At 56.0% G+C, this 17,816-nt stretch carries 16 protein-coding genes; 11 read left to right on the top strand and 5 right to left on the bottom strand.

Features of this window, described 5'->3' with window-relative positions; translation table 11 throughout:
- Positions 1-155: 155 nt before the first annotated feature.
- Together LF599_RS04255 and LF599_RS04250 are read left to right on the top strand one after the other, a co-directional pair.
- Positions 156-1,385 (top strand): DEAD/DEAH box helicase, encoded by a 1,230-nt coding sequence (locus tag LF599_RS04255; RefSeq protein WP_269941646.1) that lies wholly within the window; start codon positions 156-158, stop codon positions 1,383-1,385.
- A 145-nt stretch (positions 1,386-1,530) separates the two neighbouring features.
- Positions 1,531-1,794, top strand: a complete 264-nt coding sequence (locus LF599_RS04250; RefSeq protein WP_279522415.1) for an RNA recognition motif domain-containing protein — start codon at positions 1,531-1,533, stop codon at positions 1,792-1,794.
- Between the two features lie 480 nt (positions 1,795-2,274).
- Here LF599_RS04250 and LF599_RS04245 read toward each other — a convergent pair whose 3' ends face one another.
- From LF599_RS04245 to LF599_RS04230, 4 genes are all read right to left on the bottom strand, one after another.
- Positions 2,275-2,790, bottom strand: a complete 516-nt coding sequence (locus LF599_RS04245) for a hypothetical protein (RefSeq protein WP_279522414.1) — start codon at positions 2,788-2,790, stop codon at positions 2,275-2,277.
- 375 nt (positions 2,791-3,165) lie between these two features.
- Positions 3,166-3,558: an Imm40 family immunity protein gene (gene imm40, locus LF599_RS04240; RefSeq protein ID WP_279522413.1), complete on the bottom strand. Its 393-nt coding sequence runs from the start codon at positions 3,556-3,558 to the stop codon at positions 3,166-3,168.
- A 3-nt stretch (positions 3,559-3,561) separates the two neighbouring features.
- Positions 3,562-3,771, bottom strand: a complete 210-nt coding sequence (locus LF599_RS04235) for a hypothetical protein (RefSeq protein ID WP_269941650.1) — start codon at positions 3,769-3,771, stop codon at positions 3,562-3,564.
- 687 nt (positions 3,772-4,458) lie between these two features.
- Positions 4,459-6,981: a hemagglutinin repeat-containing protein gene (locus LF599_RS04230; RefSeq protein WP_279522412.1), complete on the bottom strand. Its 2,523-nt coding sequence runs from the start codon at positions 6,979-6,981 to the stop codon at positions 4,459-4,461.
- A 777-nt stretch (positions 6,982-7,758) separates the two neighbouring features.
- On the opposite strand from LF599_RS04230, the gene LF599_RS18255 reads away from it, so the two are divergent.
- Both LF599_RS18255 and LF599_RS04225 read left to right on the top strand, forming a co-directional pair.
- The gene (locus LF599_RS18255) at positions 7,759-7,932 is read left to right on the top strand and encodes a helix-turn-helix domain-containing protein (protein ID WP_319023432.1); all 174 of its coding nucleotides are present in this window, start codon (positions 7,759-7,761) and stop codon (positions 7,930-7,932) included.
- Positions 7,933-7,959: 27 nt separating this feature from the next.
- Positions 7,960-8,403: a S24 family peptidase gene (locus LF599_RS04225; protein ID WP_319023431.1), complete on the top strand. Its 444-nt coding sequence runs from the start codon at positions 7,960-7,962 to the stop codon at positions 8,401-8,403.
- 705 nt (positions 8,404-9,108) lie between these two features.
- On the opposite strand, the gene LF599_RS04220 is transcribed toward LF599_RS04225, so the two are convergent.
- A complete protein-coding gene (locus LF599_RS04220) occupies positions 9,109-9,849 on the bottom strand; it encodes a FadR/GntR family transcriptional regulator (RefSeq protein ID WP_279522411.1) in 741 nt (246 codons plus the stop codon).
- Between the two features lie 410 nt (positions 9,850-10,259).
- Here LF599_RS04220 and LF599_RS04215 point away from each other — a divergent pair, with 410 nt between their 5' ends.
- Genes LF599_RS04215 through LF599_RS04185 form a run of 7 tightly spaced genes read left to right on the top strand, consistent with a single transcriptional unit; the run spans position 10,260 to position 17,803 of the window.
- Positions 10,260-11,357: an ABC transporter ATP-binding protein gene (locus tag LF599_RS04215; protein ID WP_279522410.1), complete on the top strand. Its 1,098-nt coding sequence runs from the start codon at positions 10,260-10,262 to the stop codon at positions 11,355-11,357.
- A gap of 34 nt (positions 11,358-11,391) precedes the next feature.
- The gene (locus LF599_RS04210; RefSeq protein ID WP_279522409.1) at positions 11,392-12,690 is read left to right on the top strand and encodes an ABC transporter substrate-binding protein; all 1,299 of its coding nucleotides are present in this window, start codon (positions 11,392-11,394) and stop codon (positions 12,688-12,690) included.
- Positions 12,691-12,750: 60 nt separating this feature from the next.
- A complete protein-coding gene (locus LF599_RS04205; RefSeq protein ID WP_269941657.1) occupies positions 12,751-13,599 on the top strand; it encodes an ABC transporter permease in 849 nt (282 codons plus the stop codon).
- Positions 13,600-13,608: 9 nt separating this feature from the next.
- Positions 13,609-14,442 (top strand): ABC transporter permease, encoded by an 834-nt coding sequence (locus LF599_RS04200; RefSeq protein WP_279522408.1) that lies wholly within the window; start codon positions 13,609-13,611, stop codon positions 14,440-14,442.
- Position 14,443: 1 nt separating this feature from the next.
- Entirely contained in the window at positions 14,444-15,169 is a 726-nt protein-coding gene (locus LF599_RS04195) for an aspartate/glutamate racemase family protein (protein WP_279522407.1), read from the top strand.
- Positions 15,162-16,547, top strand: coding sequence for an allantoinase AllB (allB, locus tag LF599_RS04190; RefSeq protein WP_279522406.1), 1,386 nt, complete (start codon positions 15,162-15,164; stop codon positions 16,545-16,547). The genes LF599_RS04195 and allB overlap by 8 nt, the downstream gene beginning before the upstream one ends.
- A complete protein-coding gene (locus LF599_RS04185) occupies positions 16,544-17,803 on the top strand; it encodes a Zn-dependent hydrolase (protein WP_279522405.1) in 1,260 nt (419 codons plus the stop codon). Before allB ends, LF599_RS04185 begins: the two co-directional genes overlap by 4 nt.
- The last annotated feature ends 13 nt before the right edge of the window (positions 17,804-17,816 follow it).

Raw genomic sequence — 17,816 nt, 5'->3', positions numbered from 1 at the left:
ACACACGAATACTTCTTGGCCCCATTTGGGCAACTAACGTTCCACGTCAGTCGATAGATTTACTCCACGTACCAGAGTCAACCCCTATTCCCGGTAATTCCGGACACGACCGCTGTCGCGCGCCGTCGCTATTTTTCTTCTTACCATAGGTTTTTATGACATTTACCACTTTTCCCTTTGACCAGCGCATCGTCGCTGGCATCAAGTCCTGTGGGTATGAATCCCCTACCCCCATTCAAAAACAGGCCATTCCGCAAGTTCTCCAAGGCTACGACGTCCTCGGACTGGCCCAGACCGGGACCGGCAAGACTGCGGCCTTCGCACTGCCCATCCTCCAACGCTTACTGGATTCGAAATCGACCCAAGGCATTCCACGCGTTCTGATTCTGGCTCCGACCCGCGAGTTGGCTCTGCAAATCCAGGACAACTTTGCATCGCTGGGGAAACGAACCGGTATCCGTTGCTCGGCTGTCATTGGCGGCGTCGGCATGGCTCCGCAGATCAAGGCATTCAGATCTTCCCAGATTATTGTCGCCTGTCCCGGCCGGCTCGTCAGACTTCTCAGCAACGGCTCAGTTCGTCTGAATGCCATAGACACCCTGGTTCTCGACGAAGCGGACCGCATGCTGGACCTGGGCTTCATGCCGGATATCAAACGAATCACCGCCCAATTGCCGAAACAAAGGCAAAACCTTCTTTTCTCGGCCACCATGCCCAAGGATATTCGCAAGTTCGCCGACCGGATTCTGGTCACCCCGAAGACGGTCAAAATCGCCAACACGGAGCCTGTGGCGACCGTGGAGCATTCTTTCCACAAGACACAGAACAACCGCAAGAGCGACATCTTGGAAAGCCTGCTCGCAAAGAGTGCACATGAAAGCGTGCTCATTTTCACCCGAACCAAGCACAAGGCCAAGAACCTGTCACGGGAACTGACCAACAACGGTCATAACAGCACCTTTCTCCAGGGCAACATGAGCCAGGGACAACGCCAGCGGGCCTTGGTCGGATTCCGCGAAGGAAAGTTCACCATTATGGTGGCAACTGATATCGCCGCACGGGGTATCGACTGCGACCGGATCACCCACGTCATAAATTATGACATGCCGGACACCGTGGAAACCTACACGCATCGCATTGGCCGCACAGGCAGGGCTGGCAGATCCGGAAATGCCGTCAGCTTCGTGACCAACGAGGACAAACTCCAGATTCGAGCGATCGAACGGGTGATGAATATCTCCTTTGAACGGCAGATCGACCGGGACGCCGCGCCCCGCAACACCATGAATGACACCATGCGGGGCTCCCGCTCTGTCCCCCAGGAAACCAAGAATTCCCGTGGCCGCAAACACCGCTCCAGACGCGCCAAGCGCCCTGCGGCTTAACGTATTCACTCGCCCGCTCCCGACCGTCTTTTCGCGGCCGGGGCGACGCCATTGTCCATCAAGTTAGACACGATAAATCAATCAACCCGACGCCCCCATTTCGGCAAGGCAGTAGGGAAACAACATCCTTCTCAAGGAGAAACACATGTCCAAGAACTTATACATCGGTAATCTCGCATGGTCCACGACCGAACAGGAAATCCGCAACGCCTTCGAGGTGCATGGTGAAGTCATGTCCGTCAAACTCATCGAAGACCGTGAAACCGGCCGCCCGCGCGGTTTTGGCTTCGTGGAAATGGATGACGCAGGTGCTGACGCCGCCGTCGCCGAGTTTGACGGCCGTGAATTCGGCGGTCGCAACATCAAGGTCAACGTGGCCAGGCCCCGCGAAGAACGCCCCCGCTGGTAGTTGACTTCGAACCTGCTCAGGCTGTTCAGGCCGCCCTCCCGCCGGGATGGGCGGCTTTTTTCATTGCAGCAACTCCTCTAAGACACTGTTGAGCTGGCCAGACAATACCCGATTGACCTCCCTACAGGATTCGACGATGAATCCACCACGACGAGTCCTTCATGACAACTGCCGATACGAGGCTTTGCTATCCGCAAGCTGTCTGTCAGATGCGGACAATTGCAGACAGTTTCAGGCGGTTTTTGGAAGTATCCCAAAGACACCGCAACTCGTTGAACTCAAGAAAAAAGAACATTTTCGGCCACATGTTGCCTGACAGTCAATAGCCTTGCCGACATATTCGTAATCAGTAGGTCGTCGGTTCAATTCCGATTCCTGGCTCCAGGAAAAGCTAAGCCCCGCAATGAGTTATACCATTGCGGGGCTTTTCTTCATTTGACTAACTTGGCAACTGTACGCATTTTGTACGCACTCGCTTGGCTAAGCGTAACCCAAAGCCTCTACCGCAGCACTAATAGCGAAGATATCCTCTAACCACTTTCTTTCCCCAGGGTTACACATCTTCAAAAATGCAAGCCTATGGAAAATAAGATCAAGCACCGCCATGTGCATTACATCTTGATCGCTAATTATTGGTAATTCTGGAGAGATGGTTGACATTGGTATTGGCCCTTGCCTCAATGCGATTGAGTTAAGTTCGGCGGCCTCAAGATCAACACTATTGCTTGGATAAACCAAGCCAAGGATGTCCGCTATGACTCTATTTCTATCAATAGCAATAGACAGTTGTGCCGCTTCCGAGCACCCGTCGTAGTCGGCACAGTTAGCAACAATGATAAGTTGATCAAAGCCCTCAGAATTATCCTCAACCTCACCCCTACAAATTTTTACATTCAGCTTGCGCCCCAAATAGTCCTCAATATTCTTGAACTCTCTACAAACCCTATTTTCAAGACGCTTTCCAAATCTCCCACAACCAATCAAACCAATTTTCATTTTTGGGTAATTAGGGGGGAGGGTGATTAGGGTGATTAGGGGGACACCTCCCTAATTCTCTTTCTTGGGCCAGGCTTTTTGGGTCTTACATCCTTCCCCAATATCGACTGCAATTTGTCGAAGAACGGATTGCCTCCCAGAGGACGGCCTTCACGCCCGTGTCCTCTTAACAAGTCAAGGTCGCGATCACTGGTATCCTCTGCCAAAAAACCTCCCAATCATCTTCCTTGAAAAAAGTCGGAAGGCGTAGGTTCCCACGTTGAATAATGTGGTGGGGTTCTCCTGGAACTACTATCCGTGCAATTCTTGGCATGCCACTTCGTATCAACGCCACTTATTCAACGTCAACAATTAGGGAGGTGTCCCCCTAATTTCTCAATGTTTTTGAACTTGCCAATGCCTTTTGAGTTCTACAAGAGCCTCATCTGTGTCAATTAATGCCCTATCCGGAACAATAACAAAGAACGACGAATTATCCTTACTATCGATTCTATTAATAAATTCTGTGGCGATAAGAATGCTTCTTGAAATGAACTCTTCATGACTCTCATCTTCGAATTGCTCGCAATACCAATTTTCATATGTTGATACAGGATTTCCATTTTCAAATTTATAAACATCACCCCCTAAAACGGGTATTTTTAATTTTTTAAAGCCATCGAGCACAACAATTGCATCTCTTCTATTAAAAGCCCAATTACATATTCCATATTCGTGCAAAGATGTCCCAGCACTCAGTAATTTTATAACATCTTTATCAAAAGTCATACACTACTCCCGCCCAGGAACAAAGAGTCTATGGTTGATAATCCCATCAGGTTCTTTGATAAATTCAAAGACACCTTTCTTCCCCATATATTCACCGGCTATTTGGAGCTTACTCCTCACGATGCCATCTCCTCCGGTGATTTGCGTTACAACACCGTTTTCTCCAAAGGCAGTTACGCTTTCCGGGAATGAATGATAATCTCCAAGTGCCATTTGATTCTTTACTTTTTTCGTATATGAACTCCCTTCAAAGAAAGAGGAGCCAACAGAATTCCCACCAATGGTAGTGTCTATGAAGATGCCTTCTTTTGATTAGGGGGACACCTCCCTAATTCTCTTTCTTGGGCCAGGCTTTTTGGGTCTTACATCCTTCCCCAATATCGACTGCAATTTGTCGAAGAACCCATTGCCTCCCAGAGGACGGCCTGTACGCCCGTGTCCTCTTAACAAGTCAAGGTCGCGATCACTGGCATCCTCTGCCAAAAAAACCTCCCAATCATCATCCTTGAAAAAAGTCGGAAGGCGTCGGTTCCCACGCTGAATAATGTGGTGGGGTTCTCCTGCAACTACTATCCGTGCAATTCTTGGCTTGCCACTTCATATCTACGCCACTTATTCAACGTCAACAATTAGGGAGGTGTCCCCCTAATTACCCCTAATTACCAACAAACAGGTTTGACGTCCTTAATTTCCTCTAACTTTTTATATGCCTATCTTCCAAAACGATATCATTCACGTCGACAGTTTCTGTACCTAAGCTTTCCAACTTTTCATTGAAGAATTCAACCTCACAGTGCCTCCCGCCTTCATATACAATTAGCACGACTCCTCCAGAATCAATTGGTATATTATTAATTCTACGTATTAATTTTACGCAATCCAATTCATTAAACATTTTTACTACCTCTTTTTTGTAGGAATTGCCGTAACAAGCCTCATGTTCCCATCCAGATTCTTAATCCATGCAAAATTAACATCAATTTTTTTCCCATTTTCCCCAATTATTTTAATAACCTGATTATATTTTGTACCATACTGAGTGACTCCCGTTTGATATGCTTGCTTGCTGTCAAATACAATCTGCTGCGCTAGTATATTTATATTTTTTTTATCAAATCCTAAAGCTTCCCAGAACCATTTGGCTTTCGCTCCACCTTTAGGGTGGTTTGATTCAAGAAGATAATTATCCAGCTTAGTTATCACGCTGGCATTGGTAATTTTTATATCTTTAACTAACGAGTCAACGACTTTTATCGCACCTGCTCCCTTGCCAAACCTTTTCATCAACCCAGCAAGTTTCGTCGTTCCCTTCAAGATACCTTTGCCAGCAAAAGCCAAAGCCTCTGCAACATCATACATGAGTGAGCCCATGACTAAGCCCGCCTCATCATGCTTTCCTTCCTCAACTAATTTATAATACTGATCGAGTCGGCCGTTGTATACTTGGCAGAGAGCCTTCAGGCTCTCACCGGGATCAGTAGTAGCCAGCTTTCCAATAGCGGCAACAACTTCATTGACGGTTTCATGGAAGCTTTCATGTTCGGCTTTGAATAAAGCACCTCCTGTCGCGGAATAAAATATCTCACCAGAATATTCATTGAGAAACATCAAAGCGCCTTTAGCCGTTGCGCCAGCACTCTTAGCAATTCCCACAATAGAAAATAACTGACGTTGCAATCTGGCTCGCTCAGTTTGCAAATCGTAGTCCCAGGTGCTTGCCACCTGAAGCACTACTGTTGGATCCATTTGAAGTTCCTGCAATAAATCTTCCGCTTGCTCCTCAGTTAGATTCAATTCCCCGCTTTCTGTTAGATATTTATCCAGCTTTTCTTTCAAAACAGCAGCCACAGCATTCTCGCCAAGAATTTTGTCTGCTTCATTCGGATCTATTCCCTCTTTTTCCAATTGATCCCGAAAGTCTTGTTGAGATTGAATGACTTCACGCATGCTCTCCGCATCTTCAGGCAATAGCTCTTTGATCTTCTCTGCAACTTTATTGAAGTTGTTTTTGATTCCTTCACCACCGCTCATAATCTCCTCAATCGCGGCACTATCAATATACACCGTAACCGAGGTCTTCTCGTCCTTGGTGATCTCCTGCGCCTTCGCCAAATCCCGGTTCAAGCCCTCCAGCCCGGCGTCGGGGTCGGAGCGGATGATGATTTCGCCTTCGCCGATGGTGGCGCGGTTGATCTGGCGGCGGTCATGGGAGGAATAATCACCTTCCAGGGTGCCGGAATAGGGGTTGCCCTCCTGGTTGGCGTCGTTGGAAGCGCCTTCTTGGGACGAGTCGGCGGAGGCCTGCGCGTCATCCGAGCCCTGGCGGTTTGCGCTGTTCTTGGCGTTCTCCGCGCTCTTGGAGACGGACAGGCTGGCCTGGTAGTTCGAGGCCTTGTCGTGGTCGTAGATATCGTTGTAGGTGAGCGTGTCGGTGTCGAGCTTCAGGTTGCCGTTTTCAGCGGCGATGACCGCGCCCTCCACGTGGGTGTTGTCCTCCACGCGGATGTCCACCTGCTCCTTGCCGATGATCGAGGTCTGGTTGTGCACCCAGGCCGAGGAACCGGTGCCCTTGCCCATGCCGACACTGGCGGAATCGCCGGTCGAGTCGGTCGGGTTCAGGCCCACCGTGTCCGCGGCGTCCGCGGCCATGGACGCCCCCATGCCGAGGGTGGCGCTGCCGCCGACGTTCCAGTTGGAGCTCTTGGACTCGCTGGTGTCCTGCCTGCTGGCCACGACCAGGTCGCCGCCGACATCCATGTTAACCGTATTGCCCTCAAGGTTCGCCCCGGCGACGGTGGTGTCCTGGCCGGATTGCACAGTCAGGTCCTGCCCGGCCGCGACCTGCGCGTTGGTGTTGGAATCCGCGCGGTAGTCGGCATCGCTGCCGGACGCCGACCCGGACACCTGCAAGCCCGCCGCCGTACCGTTAACCGCGCTGACCGTGGCCCCGATGCCTACACCGGCGGACACGGAGCTGGAGCTCGACAAGGTCTGCCTGCTGTTGGCGGCAGAGGCCACGGTGACATCCTCACCGGCGGTCAGGGAAACGTCCTCTGCGGCCTGAACCCGGCCACCCTCGACGGTCAGGTCCTGCCCGGCATCGAGCGCGACGTCCCGCCCGGCGGTTATGGTCGACGGGACCGAGGTGGCCGAGTCGCTGGAGAAGCTGCTCTCGGACATGGACAGTCCGACCGTCGCCGACACCGAGGCGCTCGGGTTGCTGATCTGCTGGGCTGCGGAAACCGCCTGAAGTGCGCCGCTCGCTGCGGAAGCCGCCTGAGCCCCGATGCCTCCCTCCCCGGAGGTCACGTTCTCCGGCGTCTGCGCCAGTGTGCGAATCGCCGTGGTGACCGATTGCTTGGCAGCCAGCTTGAGGCCGACCTCCACGCTCTTGACATACTCGTCCGAGGGGGTGGAGTCCATTTCCCACACGTGTCCGTAATATCAGGAGACATTGGCACTGTCGAAGGCGGGTATGTAGCTATTTTTTCACCGCTTGGGATTCCCCATCATGGCGAACAGCTCCTCATGCTCGTCTTTCCATTTGGTCAGCCAGCGCCAGACCGTGACCGTGGACGGAACGCCCTGACCGAATTTCGCTTTCAGCAGGTTGCGCAGCTTGGCGGCGTTGATGTGCGGGGTGAGCTGGACGTGGGCCAGTCGCCAAGGTGGCTGTGTTTTCCCCGGGCGTCAGTTCGATGCGCATGTCTTCGATTCCTGCAAATCTTTGGGCAGGGCCAGAGCGTGCGCCGGGCATCCCGCGGCTCACGTTCACTCCGGCGCTCCTGGCAATCTCGTTCATGCGGTCCGCAATCTCCTCCCGCGATAGGCCGCACCACGAGGCGGCGCGGTTCATGGAGCTTTTCAGGCTGGCCATGAGCATAGCCAGCTCGGCGCTCGGGTCTGGGTCGAAAAGGGATAACTGCCGCATGTTGATCTTGTCCGCTGAGGTTCAAGTTTCTGTCCGATACGAATGCGGGGCCGGATGTTGCCCCGTGGGCGGCGTCATTTAAAGTGCATTTGCTAAATGGTCTTTTTTATGACTGCCCACGGCTTCTGTCCTAGTCTCGTTTTTGATGATTGGTTAACCATTTTTGGTGTCCAAGTTGAAAAACGCAATTTGTATTTTTATTTGGAAATACAAATAGATATCTGGTCGATTGAGCTGTCGAACTTCTTGTCCTTCTTCGGAGGTTGAACTTGGACACCTCTCTGGGTGAAAGAATCAAGGTTGCGCGTGGGGAATTAACGCAGGCGGAATTTGCTGAGCGAATCGGTGTGCATAAAAATTCGTTGAGCCGTTACGAACGCAACGCCAATAAGCCCGATTCTGAATTCATTGCGGCGTTGCGCACCAAATATGGGATTTCATAGTCGTGGTTATTGGTTGGGGAAGGCCCAATGAAACGGGGAGCCCCAACCGATTATACTCGCGTCTGCGTAGATGAAACCGAACTGATCATAGTCCCATTGGTCCAGGCCCGTCTGGCCGCGGGGTCCGGCTCATTCGAGACTAGCGGTGAGGTCAATGGACGCTATGCATTTCGCCCTGAGTTCCTGAGCAGGCAGGGAAATCCTGCACGGATGGTTTTGATGCGAGTCGCCGGCGACAGTATGGAGCCCAAAATCGAGAACGACGACACGGTGCTGATTGACCAGAGCCAAAGAGAACCGCGCCCAGGGCAAGTCTACGCCGTTGGTGTGGAAGATATGGTTTACCTCAAGATGCTTCTGAAAAGCTACAACCCAGCATCCCCCCCAATAGAGGTAGGTGTGAAGGGAGGCCAGGCCGATGGAGTTCGTATCATCGGTCACGTAGTATGGGGCGGGCGAGAGTTACCCTAGTGCATCAGAAATTTTCTCCTTCCAAATGAAACACGGCCTCCACGGGGCCGTGTTTTTCTCATTTCATCTCAAACTAAGTATCTTCACGCAACCCACAGTATTCCCGAGCATCTCGGGTGCTCCCGAATCTTCCCGTTTTCTCATCTCGTGTGAGCGTCCACACACGGGCAACAGGTCGCCCGGGCCGTTGACCGGCTCAAGGGGAACTACGTCAAGCAACCCAAGGCGGAGGGACTGGCAGGAAACCGGCATGACCGTTTCAACCTTTCATCACCATTCCCAAGCCACGACGGTCATGAACCCGCTCCAGTTCCAGAAATGACTCCGGTTGCACGAAGCCGTCGGCTTGTGCCGACGAAAACCGGGACGCCACAACCGCCGCCCGGCAAGTGGCCTACGAAAGTCCGTCCCAGTTCAGCGCCCCGCTGCTCGCGGCATCAAGAAGCTGCACCAGAAAAATGACGAAGGTAGCCTCCGGGGCGGCGCATGAGATGTTCGCCCCGCAGAGAATCTTGTCAAAGATGGAATCACGAAAGCGGCCCCCGCACCTGAGTGCGGGGGCCGCTTTCGTTCGGCGAAATCCCATCAAGCCAAATTGCCTGTCCAAGCCCAAACGACCTTTTCATATTTTTTGTATCGAAAAGGCCCGGGAGTTATCCGGTTCGTCCCTTGAAACTCGTCGAAGGATGCAATCAATGGTCGATTTTATTCGATCAGATTGACCCCGGCTCGCCTGGCCACGCAGCGCACATGCCATTCCATGGACTTACGAGCCTCGGCGGAACGCCCTTCCCGGATGTGCTCCATGATCTCCTCATGCTCTCGCACGGTCTCCTGTACGCTTTCGTCGAAAGTAAGCGGAAGGGTTTGGCTCTCGAAAAACAACCCGAGAAAAGGGGTAATGGCTTCTGTGAAGAACCTATTGTTCGCAGCCTCTATCATCTGTGAATGAAATGTGAAATCCAGCCGGGAAAACTCGACAATGTCCCGGCTCTCAAGCGCCCGGCGCATGGACGCCACCACCACGCGCATGTCTTCAACCTGGGCAGCGGTCGCATTTACCGCCACCAGCCCGGCTATAGCGGGCTCGATCGCATAGCGGAACTGGTACATCTGAGACTCGCGCCCCGAGAGATTCGCCGAAGCCTGCACCTTCACCCCCGTTGCCGACTCCTTCCCGGAAGCCGTTCCGGGACCGGACAGAAAGACTCCCTTGGCGGGCTGAATGACAAGACGCCCTCTCGCCTCCATAGAGACCAACGCCTCCCGGATGGTCGGGCGACTGACTCCCAACTCCTCGGCCAAAGCCCGTTGGGACGGCAGCCTTTCGCCATCGCCCCATTCGTTTTGCAGAATCAACGACTCAATCTTATGGACCGCTGTTTCGGTTCTGGACTGTCTGTGTCCGGACGTCCCGCCATACTCCTCACGGTTCTTAAAAGGCATGGGTTTCCACTCGTTATGTTAGGGGTTAGCGCAGCCACAACTGGTCTTACCAGGTAGATAGAACATATATGCACATCTTTTCCATGTTTGCCAGAAGAAAATTTAATCAACATTTTTGTAGGTTATTTTTCATTTTTTACTAAATTTGTTATTTTTGATCTTTTTTTTAAAAACATTTTTTTTGCAATTGACAATTAGAGCAAAAGACGACATTCAGAAACTGGTCATACCGGACAGCCATACCGGTCATCTCCGGCGGGCCGAAAACGATTGGGGAATCCGATGAGAGCCGAGCCAGATTGGAAACGCAAGCAGGCAAAGGCCACATCAAACGGCGTGCAAAGGAACCGATTGTTCCATCCCCCCCCCCAACGGACAAGACGCAAACCAGCTACGAGCGGCGGACAGACATGAACAGCATCGGAAAAGTGGAATTGTCGGCAGTAGGCAAATATTACGGCCCGGTCGAAGCATTGCGGGACATGGAGCTGACCGTCGAGGCGGGCGAATACTGCTGCCTGCTCGGCCCGAGCGGGTGCGGCAAAAGCACGGCGGTGCGGATGATTTCCGGACATGAGGACGTCACGCACGGCGACATCCTGTTGGATGGCCGCAACATCACCGACGCGCCTCCGGCCAAACGGAAGACCGCGCTGATGTTTCAGAATTACGCGCTCTTCCCTCACCTGTCCTGCGTAAACAACGTGGCTTTCAGCCTCAAGATTGCGGGCGTTCCCAAAAAAGACCGCACCAGCCAGGCCATGGAGTTTCTGGAGCTGGTGCACATGAGCGAATACGCGGCCGCGTTACCCGACCAACTGTCGGGAGGGCAGCAGCAGCGGGTGGCATTGGCGCGCGCGCTCATCACCAAACCTTCGGTCATTCTTCTCGACGAGCCGCTTTCCGCTCTGGACCCTTTCCTCCGGGTCCAAATGCGCAAGGAACTTCGCAAGATCCAGAAGGAACTGAACATGACCTTCATCCATGTCACCCACTCCCAGGAGGAGGCCTTTGCCCTGGCCGACAAGGTGGTCGTCATGTCCAAGGGAACCATCCAGCAGATAGCCACGCCCCGCCAGGTCTTTGAAACGCCCAACACGCCTTTCGTCGCGGGCTTCATCGGCGGGCACAATATCTTCAGCGCCCACTTCGAGCTCCGGCCGGACAACGGCTTCGAAGTGGTCATGGAAGGCGCTTGCGCCAAGGGATGCGGTGCAAACTCCAACCTGAAAGGTTCCGGGACGTATGGGTTCTCCGTCCGGGCCGACCGCATTCGCCTAGGCAAGGAAGCTGACCAGGACATGGACATAGCCGTCGAAGCCACCGTGACGCTGGTGGAATATCAGGGTGCCCACATAGTGGTGCATTGCGTTTCCGCGACGGGCGAAGACATCCAGGCACACATTCCCGACGACCGGTACAACGAACTCGGTCCCGAACCGGGGCAGGAAGTCGTTTTGGGCTGGTCGTGCCGGGATATGAATATTTTCCCCCCTTACAAGGGATAACGCCAAGACAACTACTAATTGAGAGGAGAGAGTCATGGTCAAAGAGAAGGAAACAAAGACTGGCAAGATGAGCCGGAGGAAGTTCCTGGGCGCCGCAGCCGCGGCCACCGCCGCTGTCGCGGCCGCGCCGGTCATCACCGGATTTCCCACCGTTTGGGCGCAGAACATCAAAAACATCAAACTGCGCCAGTTCGGCACCGGCACGGCCAGCGTCAATGCCATTGCCGACAAGGTCAAACAGGACCTGGGCTTCACCGTCGAGATGACCGCGCTGGACTCCGACGCCGTTGTTCAGCGCGCGGTGACGCAGCCCAAGTCCTACGATATAGCCGACATCGAGTACTGGGTCTGCAAGAAGGTGTACCCCAGCGGAGTGATCCAGCCCATGGACACCTCGCGGATCAAATTCTACGACAAGATTTCGTCCCTTTTCAAAAACGGCAAGCTCACTCCCGACACCAAGATCGCACAAGGCACCGCGCCGCACACCGTGGGTTTCGTCGAAAACAAGGACGACCGCCAGTTCGCCAAACGCGAAACCAAGTGGATGACCCTCATCCCGACCATCTACAACGCCGACACCCTCGGCATTCGTCCCGACCTCGTCGGCCGGGAAATCAAGAACTGGCGCGACATCATGGACCCCGCGTTCAAGGGCAAGACCTCCATCCTGAACATTCCGGCCATCGGCATCATGGACGCGGCCATGATTTGCGAATCCATGGGCGTCATCAAGTACGGCGACAAGGGCAACATGACCCGCGACGAGATCGACAAGACCATTGAGATCCTCAAGAAGGCAAAGAAAGAAGGCCAGTTCCGGGCTTTCTGGAAGTCCTTCGACGAATCAGTGAACCTTATGGCTTCCGGCGAAGTCGTTATCCAGTCCATGTGGTCCCCGGCCGTCGCCGCTGTCCGCTCCAAGGGCATCCCCTGCAAGTACCAGCCGCTGGAAGAGGGCTATCGCGCATGGGGCGGCGGTCTCGGCATCGCCCGCCACCTGTCCGGCCTCGAACTCGACGCGGCCTACGAGTACTTCAACTGGTACATCTCCGGCTGGGCAGGCGCGTACCTGAACCGCCAGGGCTACTACAGCGCGGCCCCGGCCACCTCGAAGCAGCACATGACCGACGACGAGTGGGGATACTGGATCGAAGGTAAACCCGCCCAGTCCGACATCCTCAGCCCCGAGGGCGTCATCATGGAAAAGGCCGGCGCGATCCGCGACGGCGGCTCCTACAATGAACGCATGGGCCACGTGGCCTGCTGGAACTCGGTCATGGACGAGAACAAGTACATGATCCGCAAGTGGAATGAATTCATAGCCTCCTAATATAGCGGGGAGAGGCTTTCCGGGTTGCCGGAGCCTCTCCCCCCAAAAAGGAACAGCCGCATGTCGAACGAACGAAGCGCATATCTCCAGGCCCTGCCGCTTTTCACGATCATGGTGATCTTCCTGGTCATCCCGACCATCATGATCGTGATCGTCAGCTTCTGGGACTACAACGCCTTTTCCATCATTCCCGACTTCATCTGGGACAACTACAATTTTCTGCTGACCTCGTCCGTGACATGGCAGGCCTACGCCAACACCCTGTTCTATGCCGTCACCTCCTGGGCGATAACCCTGCTCATAGGATTCACGGCAGCCTACTACATGGCCTTCCACCTGAGGACCACCAAATCCCAGACCATCTGCTTCCTGCTGGCCACCGTCCCCTTCCTGACGTCGAACATCATCCGCATGATTTCGTGGATTCCCCTGCTGGGCCGCAACGGGCTGGTCAACCAGACGCTCCAGACCCTCGGCATTACAAGCCATCCCCTGGAGTTCCTGCTTTACAGCGACTTTTCCGTGATACTGGCCTTTGTCCATCTCTACACCCTGTTCATGGTCGTCCCCATCTTCAATTCCATGATGCGCATCGACCGCAAGCTGGTGGAGGCGGCCATCGACGCGGGAGCAAGCCCCTGGCAGGTCATCACGCAGGTAATCATCCCTCTTTCCAAGTCCGGCATCACCATCGGAACCATCTTCGTCTTCACCCTGGTCATGGGGGACTTCATCACGGTTCGCCTGATGAGCGGCGGCCTCAGCGCTTCCGTCGGCCTGCTCATCTACAACGAGATCAGCTTGTTGCAGTATCCTGCGGCTGCCGCTGGCGCAGTCACCCTGCTGGGTACTGTCCTGATCATGCTTGCCATCCTCTTCAGATTCGCCAACATCCGCAAGGACCTTTAGGGAGCCGCCATGCCGATATCCACCAGCCGACCCAAGAGCTTTTACTTTCTGACCGCTTTTTTCGCCCTGTTCATACTTTTTTTATACGGGCCGACGCTGACCATCGGCATCCTCTCGTTTCAGGGGCCGTCCGGCGGCCTGACCTTCCCCATGAACGGATGGTCGCTGCACTGGTATTTCCAACTGTTTGAACAGCAGGCGGTGGGCGACTTCGGCGGATCGCTGACCCGGTCGCTCCTCCTCGCCCTGGCGGTCATGGTCGTCACCGTGGTCATATCCCTGTCGGCGGGCATGGCTTTCCGAAAAAAATTCAAGGGCAGCGGCGTCCTGTTCTACCTGACCATCGTCAGCCTGATCATACCTTCCATCCTCATCAGCCTCGGCATCGGGCTGCTTTTCAACCAGGTCGGGATCGAACCCACCTGGTACGGCTCGGCCCTCGGCTCCCACTTAACCTGGACCCTTCCCTTCGGGCTGCTGATCATGTTCGCGGTCTTCAACCGATTCGACAAATCCTACGAAGCGGCGGCCAGGGACATGTGCGCCACCCCGTTTCAGACCCTGCGATACGTGGTGGTGCCGCTCATCCTGCCCAGCCTCGTGGGCGTGGGGCTGTTCGGGTTCACCCTGTCCTATGACGAATTCGCCAGGACCATCATGACCGCGGGTTCCAAAAACACCCTGCCGCTGGAAATCTTCGGAATGACGACGAACGTGACCACCCCGGTGCTCTACGCCCTGGGGACCCTGACCACGTTCATCTCCTTCGCGGCCATTGTCGGCACCCTGGCCATCCTTCACCTCCTCAAACGCCACCGCGCACGGACGGCCATGGAGAAGTAGAATGCGCATTCGAGTCATCAATCCCAACTCCAGCCTGCCCATGACCCGCGCCATCGAGGCCACCGCACGCGAAATCTGCGCCGACGGGACCGTCATAGAAGCCTGTTGCCCTCCCGGAAGCCCCCTCTCCATAGAAGGGCATTCGGACGGCGTTCTGGCCGCGCACCACATGCTCAAACTCGTTGAAGAAAGCGGTCCCGCCGACGGCTTTGTGGTCGCCTGCTTCGACGACACGGGCGTTGACGGACTGCGGGAGCGGGTGTCCGGGCCGGTGCTCGGCATCGGCGAGGCGGCTATGCACGCGGCCACCATGCTCGCCTGCCGCTTTTCCATCCTGACCACGCTGAAACGATCCATTCCCATCATAGAAGACAACGCGTCCCGTTATGGTCTGGGCGCGCGGTGCAAAGGGGTCCATGCAGCGAATATCCCGGTCCTGGCGTTGGAAAACGAGAACGACGACCATGCATTCTCAGTGATCCGCGAAGCCGCTGCCGCCGTCCTCGAAAAAGACGGCAGCGACGCCCTGGTCCTCGGCTGCGGCGGCATGACCCATTTCGCAAGGCGGCTCGGCGATACGCTCGGCATTCCGGTCGTGGACGGCGTGTCCACCGCCGTCAAATTCGTGGAAGCCCTGGTCGGCCTGGGCCTCAAGACCGGCAAGACGGGCGGATACGCCTTTCCCCTTTCGAAAACGCCCCCGCAAACCGGAAAAGAGCATGTTTGACCTCGTATTGAAAAACGCCCGGCTGGTGACCGAAGATGCCGTCCGCGACACCACCGTGGGCGTCACCGCGGGCCGCATCGCCGAAATCGCCGCGCCGGGAGCGCCGCTGGAAGGGACGCGCACCTTGGACTGTTCGGGAAAACTCGTCCTGCCGGGCCTGATCGACCTGCACGTTCACTTCAACGAGCCGGGCATGACGCGGCGCGAGGATTACTTCACCGGCTCATCCGCCGCGGCGGCGGGCGGAGTCACCCTGTTCGCGGACATGCCCCTGACCAACGCCCCGTATACGCTCACGGCCTCGGACGTGCGGGACAAGATCGACCGCGCGTCGCGGAAGTCGGTGGTGGATTTCGCCATATGGGCCGGTTTCGTCGAGGACAACACGGCGCAAATGGAGCCCATGGCCGAAGCCGGGGCCTACGGATTCAAGATGTTCACCTGCGGAGCCGGAGACGGATTTCCCAAACCCCGCCGGAATACCATGGAACGCGGCTTTGCCGAAGCCCGCAGGCTGGGCGCGTTCATCGGCGTACACGGTGAGGATCAGGCGGCCATGGACCGCAACGCACAGGGCTGCCCCTCCGGCATGGAAGAGATCGACCGTTTCCTGACCATCCACTCGCCCGACACTGAATTGTCCGCCGTCCGAACCGTGCTCGAACTGGCCGAGCGCACCGGCGCACACGTCCACATCTGCCACGCAAGCCTGCCGGAAAGCGTGGACATGGTGACCGAAGCCCGGAAGCGCGGCGTGACCGCCACTGTGGAGACCTGCCCCCAATACCTGCTTTGCACTGACGAGGACCTGCGCAGGATACGCGGCCCCCTCAAATGCACCCCGCCCGTGCGCAATCGGGATGCGGTGGACGGCATGTGGCAAAGGGTATTCGACGGCGCGTTGGACTTTCTGGGCACCGACCACTCCCCCGCTGAGACGGGAGAAAAGACCAACGCCTCCTTCGATGCGTGCTGGGGCGGCATCAATGGCGTCCAATACCTGTTCTCCCTGCTGCATACCGAAGGGGTGGTCAGACGCGGAATGGACATCCGGCAATTGGTCCGGCTCTACAGCGCCCAACCCGCCCGATTCATCGGACACTATCCTGAGCGGGGGACCCTGGAACCGGGAAGCGAGGCCTCCTTCGTCCTCTTCGATCCCGGCGCGGAATGGACCATCCGGGCGGACAGGCAACTCACCAAGCATTGCCAGACGCCCTATGACGGTATGCGCTGCACAGGCCGCATCGAACAGACCTGGCTTCGAGGCGAACCCGTCTGCATTTACGACTTCGATAAAAAGAGATTTCGGTTGACGGGCCGGGCGGGCGCCGGAGAACTCGTCACCCCTGTAAACAACAAAGGAAAGGCAAGATGAGCATATTGAAAACCAATCCGGAGCGGCTGCGCCGTTTTCTCACGGAAATAGCCGTGTTCGGGGCCACGGAGAATGGCGGCGTCACCCGCCTGGCCCTGAGCGACGAAGACCGCGACGCGCGCGATCAGCTCAAGTCCTGGTTCGAGGAAGCGGGGTGCGAAACGCACGTGGACCGCATGGGCAACATGTTCTTTGTCCGGCCGGGCAAGAATCGTGCGCTGCCGCCGGTGCTGACCGGCTCCCACTGCGACTCCCAGCCTCAGGGCGGACGTTTCGACGGCATCCTCGGCATCGTGGCCGGGCTGGAAGTGATCTGCGCCCTCAATGATGCGGACATCGCCCTTGAGCGCGACTTCATCGTGGTCAACTGGACCAACGAGGAAGGCAGCCGGTTTACTCCCGGCACCACGGGTTCGGGCGTGTTCGCGGGCAAACTCGACCGCGAGGCCATGTACGGACTGACCGACCGCAAAGGCTTGACCTTCGAAGGTGAGTTGGAGCGTATCGGCTACAAGGGCGAATCCGACTTCGACCCGAGACCGCTACATGCCAATTTCGAATACCACATCGAGCAGGGACCGGTGCTGGAACGCCAGGACAAGACCATCGGCGTCCCCAAGGGCATCGTCTGCCTGCGCTGGTATGACGTGGAAATCCAGGGAGTTCCGAACCACGCCGGCCCAACGCCCATGGACGAGAGACAAGACGCCATCTACGCCTTTTCCCGCATGGCGGGCCGCATCTTCGACATCGGCCTGGCTTCCGACGGCGTGGTCGCCACTGTTGGCGAGGTGCACCCCTCCCCCAACTCGCGCAACGTCATCGCGGGGCATGTCCACTTCACCATCGACATTCGCGGTTGGGACGAAACCGAGACCGACCGCGTGTGCGCCGATATCGAAACGGCCATCAGGGAAAATGCCGAGGCCACAGGCTGCACCGTGAACATCCGGCAGACATGGGCCGTGGAACGCGCCCCGTTCCATCCGGAGCTTGTGGCCCTGATTCATGAAACCGCCGGGAAACTGGAGCTGCCCGCCCTGGATATGGTCTCCGGAGCTTCCCACGACACCGTGTACATCAACCAGTTTGCGCCCAGCGCCATGATTTTCGTGCCCAGCATCGGCGGCCGCAGCCATGCCGAAGTCGAGGAAACTTCCTGGCCCGACTGCTCCGCCGGAACCGATGTTCTCCTCCATTGCATACTCAAAACGTGCAACGACCCCGAGGGCGTGACCTACGCCATGGCGGACTGATCCGCACAAACAC

Origin of the sequence: Pseudodesulfovibrio thermohalotolerans, from assembly GCF_021353295.2 — a bacterium.
GTDB lineage: Bacteria > Desulfobacterota > Desulfovibrionia > Desulfovibrionales > Desulfovibrionaceae > Pseudodesulfovibrio > Pseudodesulfovibrio thermohalotolerans.
Note: the sequence above shows the minus strand (reverse complement) of the source record. Positions and strands in the feature narration are given on the sequence as shown.